Origin of the sequence: Cupriavidus pauculus (assembly GCF_008801835.1) — a bacterium.
Lineage (GTDB): Bacteria > Pseudomonadota > Gammaproteobacteria > Burkholderiales > Burkholderiaceae > Cupriavidus > Cupriavidus pauculus.
The window spans coordinates 55,978-71,588 of record NZ_VZOW01000020.1 but is presented as its reverse complement, the minus strand read 5'-3'; the positions used below and the strand labels follow the sequence as shown (position 1 = coordinate 71,588).

The 15,611-nt window shown below is 60.2% G+C and carries 17 protein-coding genes; 9 read left to right on the top strand and 8 right to left on the bottom strand.

Translation table 11 applies throughout. The annotated features are described in order from the left end of the window. The first annotated feature begins 38 nt into the window (after positions 1–38). From F7R19_RS19580 to F7R19_RS19570, 3 genes are all read left to right on the top strand, one after another. The gene (locus F7R19_RS19580) at positions 39–731 is read left to right on the top strand and encodes a hypothetical protein (RefSeq protein ID WP_104670320.1); all 693 of its coding nucleotides are present in this window, start codon (positions 39–41) and stop codon (positions 729–731) included. A gap of 253 nt (positions 732–984) precedes the next feature. Beyond that, complete coding sequence (locus F7R19_RS19575; protein WP_017510564.1) at positions 985–2,532, top strand: hypothetical protein; 1,548 nt, start codon at positions 985–987, stop codon at positions 2,530–2,532. 112 nt (positions 2,533–2,644) lie between these two features. After that, positions 2,645–2,977: a hypothetical protein gene (locus F7R19_RS19570; RefSeq protein WP_011514862.1), complete on the top strand. Its 333-nt coding sequence runs from the start codon at positions 2,645–2,647 to the stop codon at positions 2,975–2,977. A 62-nt stretch (positions 2,978–3,039) separates the two neighbouring features. Here F7R19_RS19570 and F7R19_RS19565 read toward each other — a convergent pair whose 3' ends face one another. Beyond that, positions 3,040–3,408 (bottom strand): hypothetical protein, encoded by a 369-nt coding sequence (locus F7R19_RS19565; protein ID WP_017510565.1) that lies wholly within the window; start codon positions 3,406–3,408, stop codon positions 3,040–3,042. A gap of 649 nt (positions 3,409–4,057) precedes the next feature. On the opposite strand from F7R19_RS19565, the gene F7R19_RS19555 reads away from it, so the two are divergent. Continuing rightward, positions 4,058–4,672, top strand: a complete 615-nt coding sequence (locus F7R19_RS19555) for a hypothetical protein (RefSeq protein WP_017510566.1) — start codon at positions 4,058–4,060, stop codon at positions 4,670–4,672. Between the two features lie 150 nt (positions 4,673–4,822). On the opposite strand, the gene F7R19_RS19550 is transcribed toward F7R19_RS19555, so the two are convergent. Next, positions 4,823–5,230 (bottom strand): VOC family protein, encoded by a 408-nt coding sequence (locus tag F7R19_RS19550; protein ID WP_061954317.1) that lies wholly within the window; start codon positions 5,228–5,230, stop codon positions 4,823–4,825. 26 nt (positions 5,231–5,256) lie between these two features. Beyond that, positions 5,257–5,886, bottom strand: coding sequence for a LysE family translocator (locus F7R19_RS19545; protein ID WP_150981721.1), 630 nt, complete (start codon positions 5,884–5,886; stop codon positions 5,257–5,259). A gap of 85 nt (positions 5,887–5,971) precedes the next feature. On the opposite strand from F7R19_RS19545, the gene F7R19_RS19540 reads away from it, so the two are divergent. Further along, positions 5,972–7,297 (top strand): aminotransferase-like domain-containing protein, encoded by a 1,326-nt coding sequence (locus tag F7R19_RS19540; RefSeq protein WP_150981711.1) that lies wholly within the window; start codon positions 5,972–5,974, stop codon positions 7,295–7,297. Between the two features lie 94 nt (positions 7,298–7,391). Beyond that, positions 7,392–7,775, top strand: coding sequence for a VOC family protein (locus F7R19_RS19535; RefSeq protein WP_150981710.1), 384 nt, complete (start codon positions 7,392–7,394; stop codon positions 7,773–7,775). Positions 7,776–7,784: 9 nt separating this feature from the next. Here the strand turns inward: F7R19_RS19535 and F7R19_RS30230 are convergent, their stop codons facing one another. The 5 genes from F7R19_RS30230 to F7R19_RS19510 all read right to left on the bottom strand — a co-directional run bounded on the left by F7R19_RS30230 (position 7,785) and on the right by F7R19_RS19510 (position 12,256). Then, positions 7,785–8,108 carry a hypothetical protein gene (locus tag F7R19_RS30230; RefSeq protein ID WP_061954325.1) on the bottom strand — a complete coding sequence of 108 codons (324 nt, stop codon included), beginning with the start codon at positions 8,106–8,108 and terminating at the stop codon, positions 7,785–7,787. A 36-nt stretch (positions 8,109–8,144) separates the two neighbouring features. Continuing rightward, positions 8,145–9,647, bottom strand: a complete 1,503-nt coding sequence (locus tag F7R19_RS19525) for a tripartite tricarboxylate transporter permease (protein WP_150981709.1) — start codon at positions 9,645–9,647, stop codon at positions 8,145–8,147. A 274-nt stretch (positions 9,648–9,921) separates the two neighbouring features. Continuing rightward, entirely contained in the window at positions 9,922–10,485 is a 564-nt protein-coding gene (locus F7R19_RS19520) for a DUF6036 family nucleotidyltransferase (protein WP_061954329.1), read from the bottom strand. Continuing rightward, a complete protein-coding gene (locus tag F7R19_RS19515) occupies positions 10,482–11,171 on the bottom strand; it encodes a helix-turn-helix transcriptional regulator (protein ID WP_150981708.1) in 690 nt (229 codons plus the stop codon). The genes F7R19_RS19520 and F7R19_RS19515 overlap by 4 nt, the downstream gene beginning before the upstream one ends. Positions 11,172–11,353: 182 nt before the next feature. Then, positions 11,354–12,256 carry a LysR family transcriptional regulator gene (locus F7R19_RS19510; protein ID WP_150981707.1) on the bottom strand — a complete coding sequence of 301 codons (903 nt, stop codon included), beginning with the start codon at positions 12,254–12,256 and terminating at the stop codon, positions 11,354–11,356. A 128-nt stretch (positions 12,257–12,384) separates the two neighbouring features. On the opposite strand from F7R19_RS19510, the gene F7R19_RS19505 reads away from it, so the two are divergent. From F7R19_RS19505 to F7R19_RS19495, 3 genes are read left to right on the top strand one after another with little or no spacing between them, the layout of a single operon-like run. After that, positions 12,385–13,650, top strand: a complete 1,266-nt coding sequence (locus F7R19_RS19505; RefSeq protein WP_170292621.1) for an alpha-hydroxy acid oxidase — start codon at positions 12,385–12,387, stop codon at positions 13,648–13,650. Positions 13,651–13,708: 58 nt separating this feature from the next. Continuing rightward, positions 13,709–14,386, top strand: coding sequence for an RraA family protein (locus F7R19_RS19500; protein ID WP_150981706.1), 678 nt, complete (start codon positions 13,709–13,711; stop codon positions 14,384–14,386). Then, positions 14,383–15,441, top strand: a complete 1,059-nt coding sequence (locus F7R19_RS19495) for a hydroxyacid dehydrogenase (RefSeq protein WP_150981705.1) — start codon at positions 14,383–14,385, stop codon at positions 15,439–15,441. Before F7R19_RS19500 ends, F7R19_RS19495 begins: the two co-directional genes overlap by 4 nt. The last annotated feature ends 170 nt before the right edge of the window (positions 15,442–15,611 follow it).

The window sequence follows — 15,611 nt, the reverse complement described above, 5'->3', positions numbered from 1 at the left end:
CAAGACCAACCATCACCAGAATCGCAAGACGATCAACAATGACGAATTCTCTCATTCGACCCACAGTCGGCGAGGTGTATCAACTCCTCCAAGGCGTCAGTGGCCTGCTCGTACATTTTTCTGGGGCGCCGAAAGGCGCGGGGAAAACTGACTCTGAAAGATTGTGGTTCCCTGACGACCTGCAGAAGGTACTTGACGGGAAAGCGCAAGGAGGACTCTCCGCGTCGGTGGTCATGCCAGGCGACCGGTTTGGGCAACACTATGCGAGCAATGCGGTTGGTTGCGTTGGTGTGATTCTCGGCCTGCACTCTCCGCAATCCCTACGGTGTGCAGATGCGGCAGATTGTGGCTCGTGGACTGACCAGACGGGAAGCCGAATGTGCGACGCGCCAGCGAGCCTCTCAATTCAAGAATTGGCGCTGACGATTTCCAATCGGCGCCAAGGTTGCTACAACGAATGGGTGATTGCCGACTACATCCCGCTTGGAATTCTCGCGATGCCTCCGTTTGAGGTGCGAACCGGAGGGTCGCCTTCTGACTTGCCAGGCGGCGGCGACCTTTCGCCCGAACTCGCGGGAGACAGCCCCGTTGAGGTTCCAAAGTTTCTCGATCTGGCAAGCGTGCGCAGGGTCTTTCCGAGTCAGCCGCTCTACACGATGACTGGAGAAGGCATTGCCTTGGTAGGGCCAGACGACAGTACCTCAATCATTCTTCACGACCAGATCTATTGAGCAGGGGCGGGCCAGCCAATGGCGGCATGACATGGCAGGGGAACGGCCGGTCACCCAGACCAATGATCAGACCACTTGATCTTCTGCCGACGATGAGTATCATGCTTGGAGCGCTGCCCAAGCCTTCCGTGCACCCGCCGACTCGGCGGATGGTAAAACAGGGCCTATTCCACCTCCTCATTCTCGTGCTGACTTCTGTCGCGGCCGAGGCAATGTGCACACCTCTCACGCCGCGCAAAATGGAAGACTCAGCATGCCTGCTCTTGCACACCCCTATGGGTCCAACGGGTTCTGGAACGATCTGGCCAGACGACTCGAGCCTTTCTTGGGCAACGTCAAAGTCTGTCTGGGTGGGAATTGGTACGACCGCTTCGAAGACCTGTTCACCAAGCCTGATTTCGAGACTGTCGCAATCGCCGAAGGCGGTCTGCCCCAAGCACGCTATCTGATTGAGCTGCAAAACTCAGCAGATGTCCTGGCGAGTCGCTACGACTGGCTAATGGCAGGAGCATCGGAGGCAGAGTGTGTCGCCGCTCTGCTAGATATGTGTCGAGACTCCGATCAATGGCCAACCGCTATATCTCGAGCCCACAATATCCTTGCATTCTCGCGCGACAACGTCCCGTTTGCAGAGATTAGACCAGTCCCTGAGCCGCCTCGCTGGTCCAGCGCGACACTTGACCGCGCCGAGCACGCGCTAGGTCGGTTGCACAAGAACGGCGACTCGGAAAAGGAGTTCGCCAATCGAATCAAGCGATGGCCGGGATTCGAATCAGTCCAGGTAGGTGATCGCGAGCAAACGACGCCGCAGTGGGGTCACTGGCCTAGCCCGGCGGAGTGGCTGATATTGGCTCGACAGCTTCTCAGCATCGCGGGAGCAACCGAAGCCGGCACTGCGCAAGCGCAGGCGCTGGTTGCCGCCATCTTTGACGTGGCCAGCTGGCATCACCTTTGCGGGCTGATGCCTGGTTGTCGCGATGCCCAGTGGTGGGCATTGCAGGGCCCGTTTTTAACTTCTCTCGGACGGAATTCTGAGGACGAACGGGTGTTCCCTGGCCCTGTAGAGGCCTTCATGGATTTCATTACTCGCGGGACAAAGCTTAGTCCTGATGATGGCCCTTGGACCGCCCGTATAAGCTGGCCTTTGGAAATGCCCTATATAACGCTTGAATCCGAACGCCGCCACGATGGAGGGCCCTATCCGTTGCCAATTTTGGGGGCGAGCATGGAGGCGGTGTGCCATACCTCTGCTAGACCAGAGAGCCTTGCTGCCATAGCGTCGCCACTGAGCACTAACGACCTTGAAGGGGTGTTAGCGTGCTTTGTGATCGACCCTAACGACGACAGCTACTCCACCCGCATTTTCCACAGAGCGAACTTTGGTGGGCTGCTCTGCAAAGGCTTCGTTACGAGCGATGGCCCATATATCACTTGCGGAGACGGCTGGATGGACAGCACTCCGCTCGGCGTCTCGATGCTTCGGAAGTTTCAGCCCCATCCAAAGAATGGCCGCCCCCAGAAAGAGGGATGGTGGCTGGTGAAGTACTCCAGTGAGGCCAGGGTTGATCTGACGCGGTTCTCGGAAACACAGATCCAGCAGCTCAGTAAAGAGTTTGGCATCGTGGTTGCCGGTGAAGCCGAGTACGGGGACGACGAAGAGCGGTTCTTTTCCTCACCTGCCTGGTCAGCTCTGCAGGACTGGGCACGGTCACACCCTGAGTTGGCGAAAGACTTAGCCGAAGGGGCGTCCTACTTACCAGGCTGGTACCAGCGAGCAAAGCGCAAGGCGGCGTTGCACTGATCTCCGGTCAGCATTCTGGATGTACATGCGCGAGAGAGGGGTAAGGGAGGCAAGGCCACGGCCAGAGTTGATTGGTACAATCCGCCGTGAGCCTTAGCCACCTACTTTCGATATGAAACAGTTCACGTTTGAGGATGTTCTGAGTCTGACTTTCGACGAGCTTGGCGCCATAGAAGACCCCATGCAATTGGCCGCCACCGCGCAAGTCTCACCGATGCTTGTACGGTACGTCATCAGAACGGACCAACTCGAAGAGAGGTACCGCGGCGTCCGAATGCGCACCTTGCTCGGTGCAATCGACGTAGCTGCCGCGGCAGTAAAATGGCCAAACGTGGTCGGGCAGAAAGCTCTGTTGGCACAGAAGGATGCCGACGTTGATGCCTATTTGGATGAGCTACAACCGCATGTAGCCAAGGCAATCGAATTGGCGCCCAAGTACCACTGACCCATGAAAAAAGGCCCGCGACTTAGCGGGCCTTGGTTCATCAAACGGTAGGTTGCGTACGATTACTTCATCGAGGGCCAGCCCATCGGCTCGGCCTCGTTCAGCGCAACATCTGCCTCATTGACCATGGTCGTCACGACCGCAAACTGTTCCTCCGTCAACTTCTTTGCGGAAGCCAATCCGATGGCTTCCGAGTACTTGCGAGCAGCTTGCTCGCACTGCGTCTTTTGCTCGCCCAAGGTCTGAAGTTCCTCAGGGTCCGTATCGTCGTCAGAGTTGTCCAGGGCTTTATCGAAGGCGCTGGTGAGGTGACCGTCAAGGCGTGCCAGATGACGCTGGCACTTGCGGATGTGTCGTTTAACGTGGTTGACTTCGGCTCGATCTGCGAGAGCCACCGGCTCGCTAGATGAACCACCCGTGTCAGTTGTCATAATCAACTCCAGGAAAGAGACTATTGCTCTGAGCTGGCGCCAATTCAAGTTGAGAGGGTGATCAATCCTCCTGGTCGACAATCTACCCGAAGGTTACGCCGTTTGGAAGGCGGCAGATGCGTCCGGGAACCCAAGCTCTGAGCGCCGGCCCACACGGCAATCCCCGGGCTCTCCTGCCGTGCTAGATTGCAGAAATCTATAGGCCAGAGGTACAAACCATGGAAGTGGAAGGTCAAGTCCTATACGTCTACCGCTGTCCGACGTGCGGCCACCGTGGCGAAGTTCATTTCGCCGACGACTCGCATGATGCCGCTTCCCATACTTGCGCTTCGTGTGGTGGTCAGGTCTCGCTCGAGTGGGATGGCGGCGTGACGTTCGATGTTGTGCCAAAGTCCTGATCTACCTACCAAGGGCACGCCCCAAAATCCTTCACCTCCACGCCCCAAATCTGTTCCCCTTTGCGCCGGCGGTGGCGTCAAGTTGCACAGATGCGCCTTCGCCGCTAAGATCTTGCGGTGGATGGCCTCCCAACCTGCCGACGGGTTAAACGGCCTGCGATACCTACGGACACTCGTCCTCGGCATGTGAATCTCCATTTCATTGTGCCCGCATGTAATCGTCGGTTGTGGGCAAGAAACGGAGTTTTCCCATGTTGCTGCTATTCCCATCCGCTCTCACTCAGAACTCAGCTGGCGAACACAAGAAGGCCGCGCGAGAGCAATTTTCTGGCATCAAATCGTCGCACTTGAGCGAAGCCATCGCGTCTGGTTTTGGCTATCAGTCCCATGCGGCTCTGCTCGCCGCGCTGGGTAGCAACGCCCGCCCGCGCAGTAATTTCTCTTTGATTGGTTTCGGGAAGCGGTTGACTGAACTCGGATACGAACGCCCAGCGGATTTCCTGGCCGACCAGGACGTGCCCTGGGCAGTTCAATGCCTGGTGTCCCTCATGATCGAGGCGGGATTTCGAGACTCTCTTGCTAGCAACAGTTCACGGATCGGCGTCACCAAGACAATTGATGCGCTCAATGTCGCCGGTTGCACCGAGTTCAATTTCAAGGCCCTAGGCCGGCAAGCGCAACAGCAACAGACCCGAGCCTTGCGCGAACTCTTCAGCACGGTTATCGAGTTGCAAGTCTCGGTGCGAGACGGCGATCGCGTATTGAGATCGCCGATTGTCCGAGAGGTAGGAATCGAGACGCCAACCAACTGCATATTGTTCTCGCTAGCGGACGTTATTGTCCGAGCGGCCCGGTTAGCAGCTTAGCGCCCTACGTGTGACGCTTGATGCACATAACGTCTATTATGTTAAATACGAAGTACGTCAGCGGTGAAACTCCCCACGCCCAGCACTAAGCAAAAAGCCTCGCTCTCGCAAGGCCGCTGGTGCCGGTCGGGCCGATCCACACGCCAGCCCTCAGCCGTCCGCAACATCGCCCCGGTAGACGATGTGCACCTTGTTGCCATCCGGATCGCGCAGGTAGGCGCCGTAGTACCCATCGCCGTAGCGCGGACGCGGTCCGGGTTCTCCCTCGCAGCTTCCGTGCATGGCTAGCCCTGCCACGTACGCGGTGTCGACCGCCGTGCGCGACGGTGCGGCGAACGCGACCATACTGCCATTTCCGGCGCTAGCCGGATTACCGTCGAACGGCAGGTAGACGTAGAACCTTGGCAGCGGCTGCCCACGGTGGACCCAGCATGCGGCGGGAGGGCCGCCATCCGCAGCGACCACGCGCCGTTCTAGGCCGAGCGGGATAAGCACCGCGTCATAGAACGCAGCGGCGCGCGCCAAATCGGCGCAGCCGACCGTAATGTGACTGAACATTGGGGTCTCCTTGTGCGCCCTTCTACTCAATCCGGACGCGCCATCACGATCAGTCGCAGGGCCAGCAGCACCAGTACGGTGGCGAGCCCCAACGATTGCAGGTGAGCGAACTTTGGATTCGCATCGAGAAAGCGGCGGACAACGCCGCTGCCCGCGCCGAGGGCGGCGTGGAACACGATGGCGATCACGGTCAGCACGCTTCCCAGGAACAGCAATTGCCATGCGACCGGTCCATGGCCGGGCACGACGAATTGCGGGAGAAACACCACGAAGAACAACAAGGCCTTGGGGTTTAGCAGGCTGTTCAGCATGGCGCGCGCGAACACGGCTTTCAGCGTCGCCTGCGACGCGATGGCCACGCTTGGTGCCGTCGGCGCCTGCACGCACTTGTAGGCCATCCACAATAGGTACGCGGCCCCGCAAAAGCGAATGACATCGAAGGCCGCCGGCATGCTGCCGACCACCGCCGCAATGCCAGTTGCGGTCAGGGCCGTCAGCACCAGGTCCGCCGCGCCAATGCCGAGTGCCGAAGCCACGCCGCCCATCCAACCATATGTCGCGCCGTGGGTTACCACGAACATCATATTGGGCCCGGGCGATATCAGCAGAAACATAACCGCCACGGCAAATACAGAAAGGGTCGCCAAATCGATCATGTCTCTTGCCAGTTGCCAGTTGGGTGAACGCTGATAGAGTAAGGCCATCACCTGATACAACCAAAAAATTGTTCTAGATACAACCATGGCCAAGGCGCGATACAAGTCGATCATGGATGCAATGGCGGTGCGCATACACGCGGGCGACCTCTTACCGGGCACGCAATTGCCGACTGTTCGTGCGCTGATGCAGGAGCATCGCGTCGCGCTCGCTACAGCCTTGCGCGTCTACGCCGAACTCGAGGCGGTCGGGCTGGTAGCTTGCGAACCCGGTCGTGGCACCTTCGTACGCGATACCTCTTTGCCACGCGGTTTGGGACTGGAGCAACGGCCGCTCAAGGCCGGTGCGGTGGACCTTACTTTCAACTACCCTTCTCTGCCGGACCAAGCGGAAATATTACGGGAGGGCCTGCGCAGCCTGGCTGTGTCGGGCGATCTCGATTCCCTGTTGCATTCGGCGCCCCAGGGCGGCCGGCCGCATGAGCGGCAGACCGTGGCGCGGCATTTGCGGAACAGGGATATCCGCGTCGGGGGCGACCAGATACTGATCGTCAACGGCGCGCAGCAGGGGTTGGCCGTGACCGTCATGGCCCTGTTCAAGCCGGGCGACGTTCTGGCTGTCGACGCCCTCACCTATCCCGGTATGAAGGCGCTGGCACACGCGTACCGGCTGGATCTCGAACCGCTTCCTCAGGCCGCCGGCCGCACCGACCTCGATGCGCTGGCCGCGCTCTGCAAGCGCCGACCAGTGCGAGCCGTCTACACGATGCCCACACTGCACAATCCGCTGGGAACGGTCATGCCGGAGCAGGACCGCGTTCGCCTGGCGGCGCTTGCCGACGCGCACGATTTCCTGATCGTCGAGGATGGCGCCTATGCCTTTCTTGCCGAACCAGCGCCAAAGCCCGGGCTCACGCAAGCCCCGCATCGGACCATCTATGTATCGGGCCTTTCAAAGAGCGTGGCGTCCGGATTGCGGTTTGGGTTCGTCGCGGCGCCCCACGCTTACATTCCCGCCCTTGAACAGGCCATTCGCGTATCCACCTGGAACACCCCTTCGCTGACCGTCGCCCTGGCCTGCCGTTGGATCGAAGCGGGTTCGGTGGATGCGCTGGAAGACCGCAAGCGCAAAGACGCCAGGCAGCGCCAGGACCTTGCCCGCCAGGTTTTGCAGGGCTACACGGTCATTGCGCACCCTTCTTCCTATTTCCTTTGGCTGGAACTAGACGAAGGCTTGCGCGCCGACCGGGTCGTTGCAGAACTTGAGCGCAAGGGGGTATTGGTGACGACCGCCGAACCATTTGCCGTCACGCCTCACGTCCCTCACGCATTGCGGGTGGCACTGGGATCGATTGGCCTGCGAGCGCTGCACCGGGCGCTTTGTGAAATCCGTGCAGTGATCGGGCAGTAGTTGCAGCCCGGGACGGTGGAAAGCCCTTTTATTTCAATCGGGCAAGATCAAGCCTAGACTAGGTCTGAGCTAGGCATATCACTCGGGGCGCGCCATGAGCGTACAGCTAAATCACACTATCGTCTGGTGCAGCGACAAACAGAAGTCAACGCAATTTCTAATGGATATTCTGGGACTGCCAAGCCCTGTCGAGTTTGGGCAGATGCTGGTAGTTCAACTCGACAATGACGTTTCGCTCGATTTCTTCGAAAGGGAAGGCGCGATTTCATTGCAGCATTACGCATTTCTGATCAGTGAAGGCGAATTCGATCAGGTGTTCTCTCGTATTCGAGACCGAGGGCTTCGCTATTGGGCCGATCCTGGCAAGCAACGTGCCGGCGAAACTTATCTGCACAATGGCGGCCGCGGCGTGTATTTCGATGATCCTGACGGTCATCTTCTGGAAGTCATGACTCAGCCTTACAAGCTTGGCGCCTAGCCGGCTTCCTTAGCCAGACCGCTGCCGGGTCGCCCTATCTCGGGCCGCCCGCCCTGCCGGGACCAGTGCTTCTAGTTGCGCCAGATAGACATCCAACTCCTGCCGTCCTTCATCCGTTATGCAATAGACGCGCCCGGTCCCTTCGATAAGCTGTGCTGTGATAGCGCGTGCGATCATGAGACTGCGCAAAGTGGGACGCAGCGATCGAATATTCTCATTGAAGCCGCTTTCGCGAAGGCGGTCTGCCAGGCTGAGCACAGTCATTGGGCCAGCCTGGACAAGCTTCAAGATATACACGCGCGATAAGGCGCGCGTGAGCGCTGGAGTCTTCATACACCGATTGATGCCAACTCACATGGCAACCAGCGACTATTCCTCCTGAAACGCCACCTCGCGCTTTGCCTTGATCGATGGCATCGCCACGATTGCCACCAGAATCGCCGCAGCGATCAACAGGCCCAGCGACAGCGGACGCGTTACGAACACGCTGAAGGCACCCCTGGACAGCAGCAGCGAGCGGCGGAAGTTTTCTTCCATCATCGGCCCGAGCACGAAGCCCAGCAGCAGCGGTGCCGGTTCGCACTTCAGCTTGATGAACAGGTAGCCGATCACGCCGAAAGCCGCGGTCTGGAACACGTCGAACGTGGTGTTCTGCACCGAGTACACGCCGATGCAGCAAAACGTCAGGATTGCCGGATACAGATAGCGGTACGGCACGGTCAGCAGCTTCACCCAGATACCGATCATCGGCAGATTCAGCACGATCAACATGAAATTGCCGATCCACATCGAGGCGATCAGCCCCCAGAACAGCGCCGGATTGCTGGTCATCACCTGCGGGCCCGGTTGGATGTTGTGGATCGTCATTGCACCGACCATCAGCGCCATCACGGCGTTGGGCGGAATGCCCAGCGTCAGCAACGGGATGAACGACGTCTGCGCCGCAGCATTGTTGGCCGATTCGGGACCTGCCACGCCTTCGATCGCGCCCTTGCCGAATTCGTGCGCATAATTCGACGTCTTTTTTTCCAGCGAGTAGGCCGCGAACGACGCCAGAGCCGCGCCACCGCCCGGCAGAATGCCCAACGCCGATCCGAGCAATGTGCCGCGCAGGATGGCCGGAATCATGCGCTTGAAATCTTCTTTGGTCGGGAACAGGTTGGTCACGTGATCAGTGAAGGTCTCGCGATTCTCCTTCTGCTCCAGATTCGCAATGATTTCCGCGAAGCCGAATACACCCATTGCCACCGACACGAAGTTCAGTCCATCGGTCAGCTCCGGTACGTCGAACGAGAAACGCGCGGCGCCCGAGTTCACGTCGGTGCCCACCAGACCCAGCAACAGGCCCAGCACGATCATCGAAATTGCTTTCACGAGGGAACCGGACGCCAGCACCACGGCGCCGATCAGGCCCAGCACCATCAGCGAGAAGTACTCGGCGGGGCCGAACTTGAACGCCAGTTCCGACAGCGGCGCGGCAAAAGCGGCCAGGATCAGCGTGGCCACGCAGCCGGCGAAGAACGAGCCGATGCCGGCAGTGGCCAGCGCCACACCCGCACGGCCGCGACGCGCCATCTGGTAGCCGTCGATGGTGGTCACGACCGACGACGATTCGCCGGGCAGGTTCACCAGAATGGCGGTCGTGGAACCGCCGTACTGTGCGCCATAGTAGATACCGGCCAGCATGATCAGCGCGGCCACCGGCGGCAGCGTGTACGTCACGGGCAACAGCATCGCGATCGTGGCTAGGGGCCCAAGGCCAGGCAGCACGCCGATCAGCGTGCCCAGCACGCAGCCCAGAAACGCGTAGAAGATGTTCTGAAACGACAGGGCAGTCGCGAAGCCCAATCCGAGGTTGGATAACAGGTCCATGGGGGCGGGCTCCTTAACTTGCCAGGAAATCTTCCGATACGGCCGACGCGCTGGCGATCAGTGAAACCTAGGGGTCACAACTTTCAATTTGCTTTCATTTGTATTGTGTTGCGGGTATTCACCTGTCAGAGAGTCGTGGGCTTCGACGCTATCGCGGCAATTCGCACGAATTAGCGGCGTTGTGGGGGCTGTGCTGTCTTGCGGCTGTCGCCCCCTTTTCCGGGTTAGAGAGAGCCGCGAGCTTCACTGGGAACGTCTGTGTACGTCGGGTTATTTAATCAGTCGGTGGAGGACGCTGCGACTCAGCGATAGCAATCCAGCGTTTGATTCGCTCGCGCAGCCGCCCTCTCTCCGAGGCGGTTAAAAATGGCGGCATTTTGCTGACCATTGCAATTGCTTCGTCCGCCTTCACGAAACCATGCACGAGCAGCGCCACATCGAAGTCTCTGTCTTTGTCACGATTGGCCACTGCCTTGGCCATGAATAGATCGAGCGCCCCTAGGCAGTATCCGATGCGGCCGTTAGTACGGTCATTTTGGATTTTCTCAACCCGCCTCTCCCAGCCCTCCGGCAAAACCGCAGTTTCGGGCCCCACGCCTTGAGCGTAGTAACCGTTGGTCTCATGAAACTGGGACCCTTCGCCGATTGCTCCGTCTATGTCATCAGCCTTCTCAGGCGCATTTCGCGGATAAATGTCAGCTTCTGCAGAAGCAGTGAATACAGCGGGAGGATATGGATGTCCTCCCAAAAAAGACTGACTTCCAACGATGACGAACTCATACTCGCCCGTGATCTCGCCGGATGCACGAATGATGTGTTCGAGGTCTTCTCGCTTCAATGCAGTTCCTTCGACGACGGATCGATTTCGACATCACCGATCACAACGCCCTTTTTCAATGCTTTTGCCTGCGCGACCACTTCATTCCTTACATGATCGGGCAACACCGTAGGCAAAGGCGACGCCTGCCTCAGTTCCTGCGCGCGCTTGGTACGCCCCAATGCCTTGCGCCACGTTTGGCGCGTGAGAATCTCCTCCCATTCGGACCACAGGCTATCGGACCGGCTTGGCCCCTTCGCTCGCCACTTCGCTAACGTCTCAAGAGCTTGATCGACAAGTTCCGGGTATGTGCGCAACCATCGCACCGCCTCCTCGTGAAGTGCGAGGCTTTGTAAATCCTGTGCCTGATGACTCTCGGAATCCGAACGCACTAGCACCTGGACTTGCGGTCGGCCACGCCGAGTGTTTGCTCCGGCTGAGTTGGGAGGTGCCGGTTGAAAGGTGTCAGACACCAACAAAGCAAGGTCGCCGGCCACACCGAGTGCCGACATCACGCGAAGATAGGTGCCGATCGATGGGGCAGGATCTCCGGCCTCCACCGCTGCAAGCGTCGTTCTGGAGATCCCTACACGACGCGCCATCTCGATTGTCGTGAGGCCTTGCGCTTTGCGAAGGCGCTTGAGCCGATCGCCTAGCTGCAGCAAGAGTTGACGCTCCAGAACCGAAGAAGTAGTAGATGTTCCCATATGTCCAACACAATAGTCGAAAACCCACATTTTGTCCAACATAATGAACAGATAGGAGAGAGGCTTCCCTAGGCGTCGACCATTCAGAAAAGATGGTCGTAGGGCCCATCGCGCCGCAACGACATGACAATCTGGCCGGCGCGGACGCCGCCGAATGCCTGCGGATTTACGTTACCCCATGCCTACACGAAGCACCGTGGTGCCTGGAAGTCGATGACGCCGCGGATAATCTCTCGCATCGCGTGAATCAGCGGCCGGGTATCGTCGCGGCGCCATTGCACGGCGTAGTGGAGCGGTTCCAATGCGTCGGTATCGGGCAGGATGCGCAGTCCACCGCGCTCCACGAGTGCTTCAGCCCATAGCGTGGGGACAAACCCGAAGCCCAACCCCTCGACGACCATACCGACAACTGCTCCCCAGCTATTGCACATCAGGCGCCGGCCCACCATCAACCCTCGGCGCGCCAGCCATTGGTCGAGCACCCGCGTTCCGCCCGCTCCGACCGGAAGTGTCAGCAAGGTCTGCTCGCCCATCAGGATCCGTGGGTCGTCAGTGCCGGCCAGCTCGAGCAAAGACTGGCTGGCAACCCACGCAAAATCCACCTGACCTATCCGCTCAGCCGCCAGGCTGCTACGGGTAGACGGTCCGGCCAGCACCCCAATGTCGAGTTCTCCATCGTGCAGGCGCTGCTCCAGGGCCTGTCCGATATCGACGTGAGGCTCCAGCAGCAAACCCGGATGGCGTGATGACACTTCGCGCACCAGTTTCGGTAACCAGGTCAGCCCGCTCAGTTCTCCCAGGCCGATACGGCACCGCCCGATCAAACCATGGCGTTGCCCCGCCGACTGCTGCAGTTCCGCGGCGGCATGCAGCATTGCGTGAATCTGCGGCAGCATCTGCTCGCCCTGCGCAGTCAGCTCGGCACTCCGCCCGCTGCGGTCGAACAGCGCCACGCCCAGCGACGCTTCCAATTCGGCAATCCGCTTGGATAGCGAAGACACGGACAAATGGACCCGCTCAGCCGCCACTGTGAAGTTGACGCAAGTTGCCGCCCAGTAGAAAGCCTCTAGCTGCTTGAGTGTCATGGCGCGCCCTCCCCCAATCGGTCGATTGCCGATATTTTCATAAAAGCGAAATTATAGCTTCGTTATTTTTCGCTTTTGTCGGTGTGTTGGCGTTGCTAGATTTGCTCCACTTTCTAGCCCTTACGACTATGTCCGCCACTCCTGTCGACAATGCCGCCCGGACCGCAGCACTTCAATCCGCTGACCGGACGCCGCCGCACACGCCCGTTGCGGCACAAGGCGATAGACAGGCGAAGTGGCTGAGGCAGCGCGTGCTGTCGCTTAAGGATTTCGAGGCGCTGGCGCGCAGACGTCTGCCCAAGCCGCTCTACGCCTACGTGAGCGGCGCTGTCGAGGACAACCTCACCCTGGAACAAAATCGGCGGTCGTTTGAGGAATTGGCATTGCGCCCGCGCGTGCTGGTTGGCGTCTCGTCGCGCGACCTGAGCTTCGACCTGTTCGGCCGCAAGTATTCGGCGCCCTTCGGTCTGGCCCCAATGGGTGTTTCCGCCCTGTTTGCCTACCGCGGGGATGTCGTGATGGCGCAGGCGGCTTGCCAAGCGTCCGTTCCGGCCGTAATGAGCGGCTCGTCGTTGATTCGCCTTGAGGAAGTCATGGAGGCGGCGCCCGGCACCTGGTTCCAGGCGTATCTTCCCGGAGACATGCGCCAGATCGAAGGGCTGCTGGCGCGGGTCGCAGCGGCCAAGGTCGAGACGCTCGTCATTACCGTGGACACGCCCGTCGCCGGCAATCGCGAAAACAATATCCGCGCCGGATTTTCCACGCCGCTGCGCCCGAGCGCCGCCCTTGCCTGGCAAGGCATCACGCATCCCCGCTGGCTGCTTGGCACGTTCGCTCGCACCCTGGTACGCCATGGCGTACCGCACTTCGAAAACGCTTACGCTCACCGTGGCGCCCCCATCGTCTCTCGGAATGTGGAGCGCGATTTCTCGGACCGTGCGCACTTCACTTGGGACCACCTCACCACCATCCGTCGCCGCTGGAAGGGACCGCTCGTGGTCAAGGGCATCCTGACTGCAGAAGACGCTCGCGCCGCACAACAACATGGCGTCGACGGCATCGTGGTCTCAAACCACGGTGGCCGTCAGTTGGATAGCGTGATTGCCGCAATGCGTGCCCTGCCAGAGGTCGTCGATGCCGTGCCGCATCTGCCCGTGATGCTCGACAGTGGCGTGCGCCGCGGCACTGACGTCATCAAGGCGCTTGCCCTAGGCGCCCGCTGCGTCTTCATTGGGCGGCCGTTCGCCTACGCAGCGGCGGTGGGTGCGCGCCAGGGCGTCGCCCACGGCATCGACCTGATGCAAGCCGAGATTTCTCGAGACCTGGCCATGCTGGGTATCACCCGCGCAACGGATGTCGATGCGCAGTGCATCTACCGCACGCGCTCGCATTGAGTGCACGCCTTCTACCCATACCAACAGAACCCGCACGGTCGATACAGGAGACAACACAATGACCTCGCCACACGGCTTTCGCATTCATCCGCGCCCCGCGCACCTTGTCAGCACATCGCTGATGGAGCGATATCGCAATTTCCCAGTCGCCAATGTCAGCGATGCCATGAGCCGCACGACGGGGACCAGTCAATTGCGCCCCTTCCATCGTCGCGACGGCAATCTGGTCGGACGAGCGCTGACCGTTCGCACGCGCCCCGGTGACAACCTCATGGTCCACAGGGCCATCGACCTTTCCGGACCCGGCGATGTCATCGTCGTCGATGCCGGCGGCGTCGGACCAAACGCCATCATCGGCGAAATCATGCTGGCGCTCGCCATCTCGCGGGGAGCTGCCGGTTTTGTCATCGACGGTCTGATTCGCGACAGCGACACGATTGGCAAGGAGCCCCTGCCCGTCTATGCGCGCGGCGTTTCGCACCGGGGCCCCTACAAGGATGGCCCGGGAGAACTGCACGTGCCGGTCTCCATCGACGGCATGGTGGTTCGGCCTGGCGACCTGATCATTGGTGATGGCGATGGTTTGCTGGTCGTTCCCGCCGAGGAAGCGGAAGCGATTGCGGTCCGCGTCGAAGACGTGCAGCGCATGGAAGCTGGCGTGCTGGAATCGATTGCGCAAGGTCGCGCCGACCGCACCTGGGTGGACCGCTCCCTGGCTGACAAGGGGGTCCTGTGAGTCGGCCGCGTTCTGCAAAGCGCCAGGTCGTTCGATTCGACTATTGGCTGGATCCCGCATTCAATCGCATTGTGGGCGAAGCCGCCGATGTCACGCTGCACACGTGCCAGCGCGAAGGTGCTGATGAAGAGGCGTGGGCCCGCCTTTCGGAAGCCCACGTGTATCAGATTACGGCCGCCAAGGACGAACTGCCTCGACGCTGGTTCGTGACGACCGAGCTTCTCGCGCGTTGTCCGCATCTGCTGGCCGTGTCGTCGAGCGGCTCTGGTTGCGACACGATCGATATCGATGCCTGCACGGCCGCGGGTGTGGCCGTGATGAATCAGGCTGGCGGCAACGCCGATTCCGTGGCGGAGATGGCGTTCGGGCTGATGCTAGCGGTGATGCGCCGCATCCCTGAATCGGACCAGCGCATGAAGACCCATACCACCGGCAGCCGCGAAGACCTGATGGGCCACGAACTCCGTGGACGCACTTTAGGCGTGGTCGGCGTCGGACATGCCGGGAGCCGCGCTGCAGCGCTGGGCCGCGCCTTCGGCATGCGCGTGATTGGCTATGACCCGTATCTCGATAGCGCAGAGATGGCAAAGCGCGGCGCCAAAGCCGTCTCATTCGACGAGTTGCTGCGCACGTCCGACATCGTGTCGCTGCACTGCCCGCGCAACGCCAGCACGCTCGGGATGATGAATGCTGCAGCCTTCGCGGCAATGCGTCGAGGCAGCATCTTTGTCAGCACTGCACGAGGCGGTATCCACGATGAGGCAGCCCTTTACGCGGCGCTGTCCAGCGGACACCTTGCGGGCGCTGGCCTGGACGTCTGGGACCAGGAACCGCCTCCTCCCGGCCATCCACTTCTGACGCTCAACAACGTCGTTGCCACCTTTCACACGGCAGGCGTGACACATGACGCCCGACGCAGGAACGCTACATTGGCCGCCACGCAAATCCTGGCATTGCTGGCAAAAGGCGAGAGGCCCGAACGTCTGGTGAACCCGGGAGTGTGGCCCAGGGTGCGCCAACGGATGGAAGCAGCCTTGCTCGTTACCGCTAGCTGACCACGCACGCAATCATCACAACAATATGCCGGCCAGATAGGTCGGTGAGGAGACAAGATCATGCACAGCAACCCCGACTTCCGTCGTCGGCGCCTATCCCTTTATCTTGCCGCGAGCTCATTCGTCGGTATGGCGGGCGCCCTGGCATCCGCCTCATCACAGGCGCAACC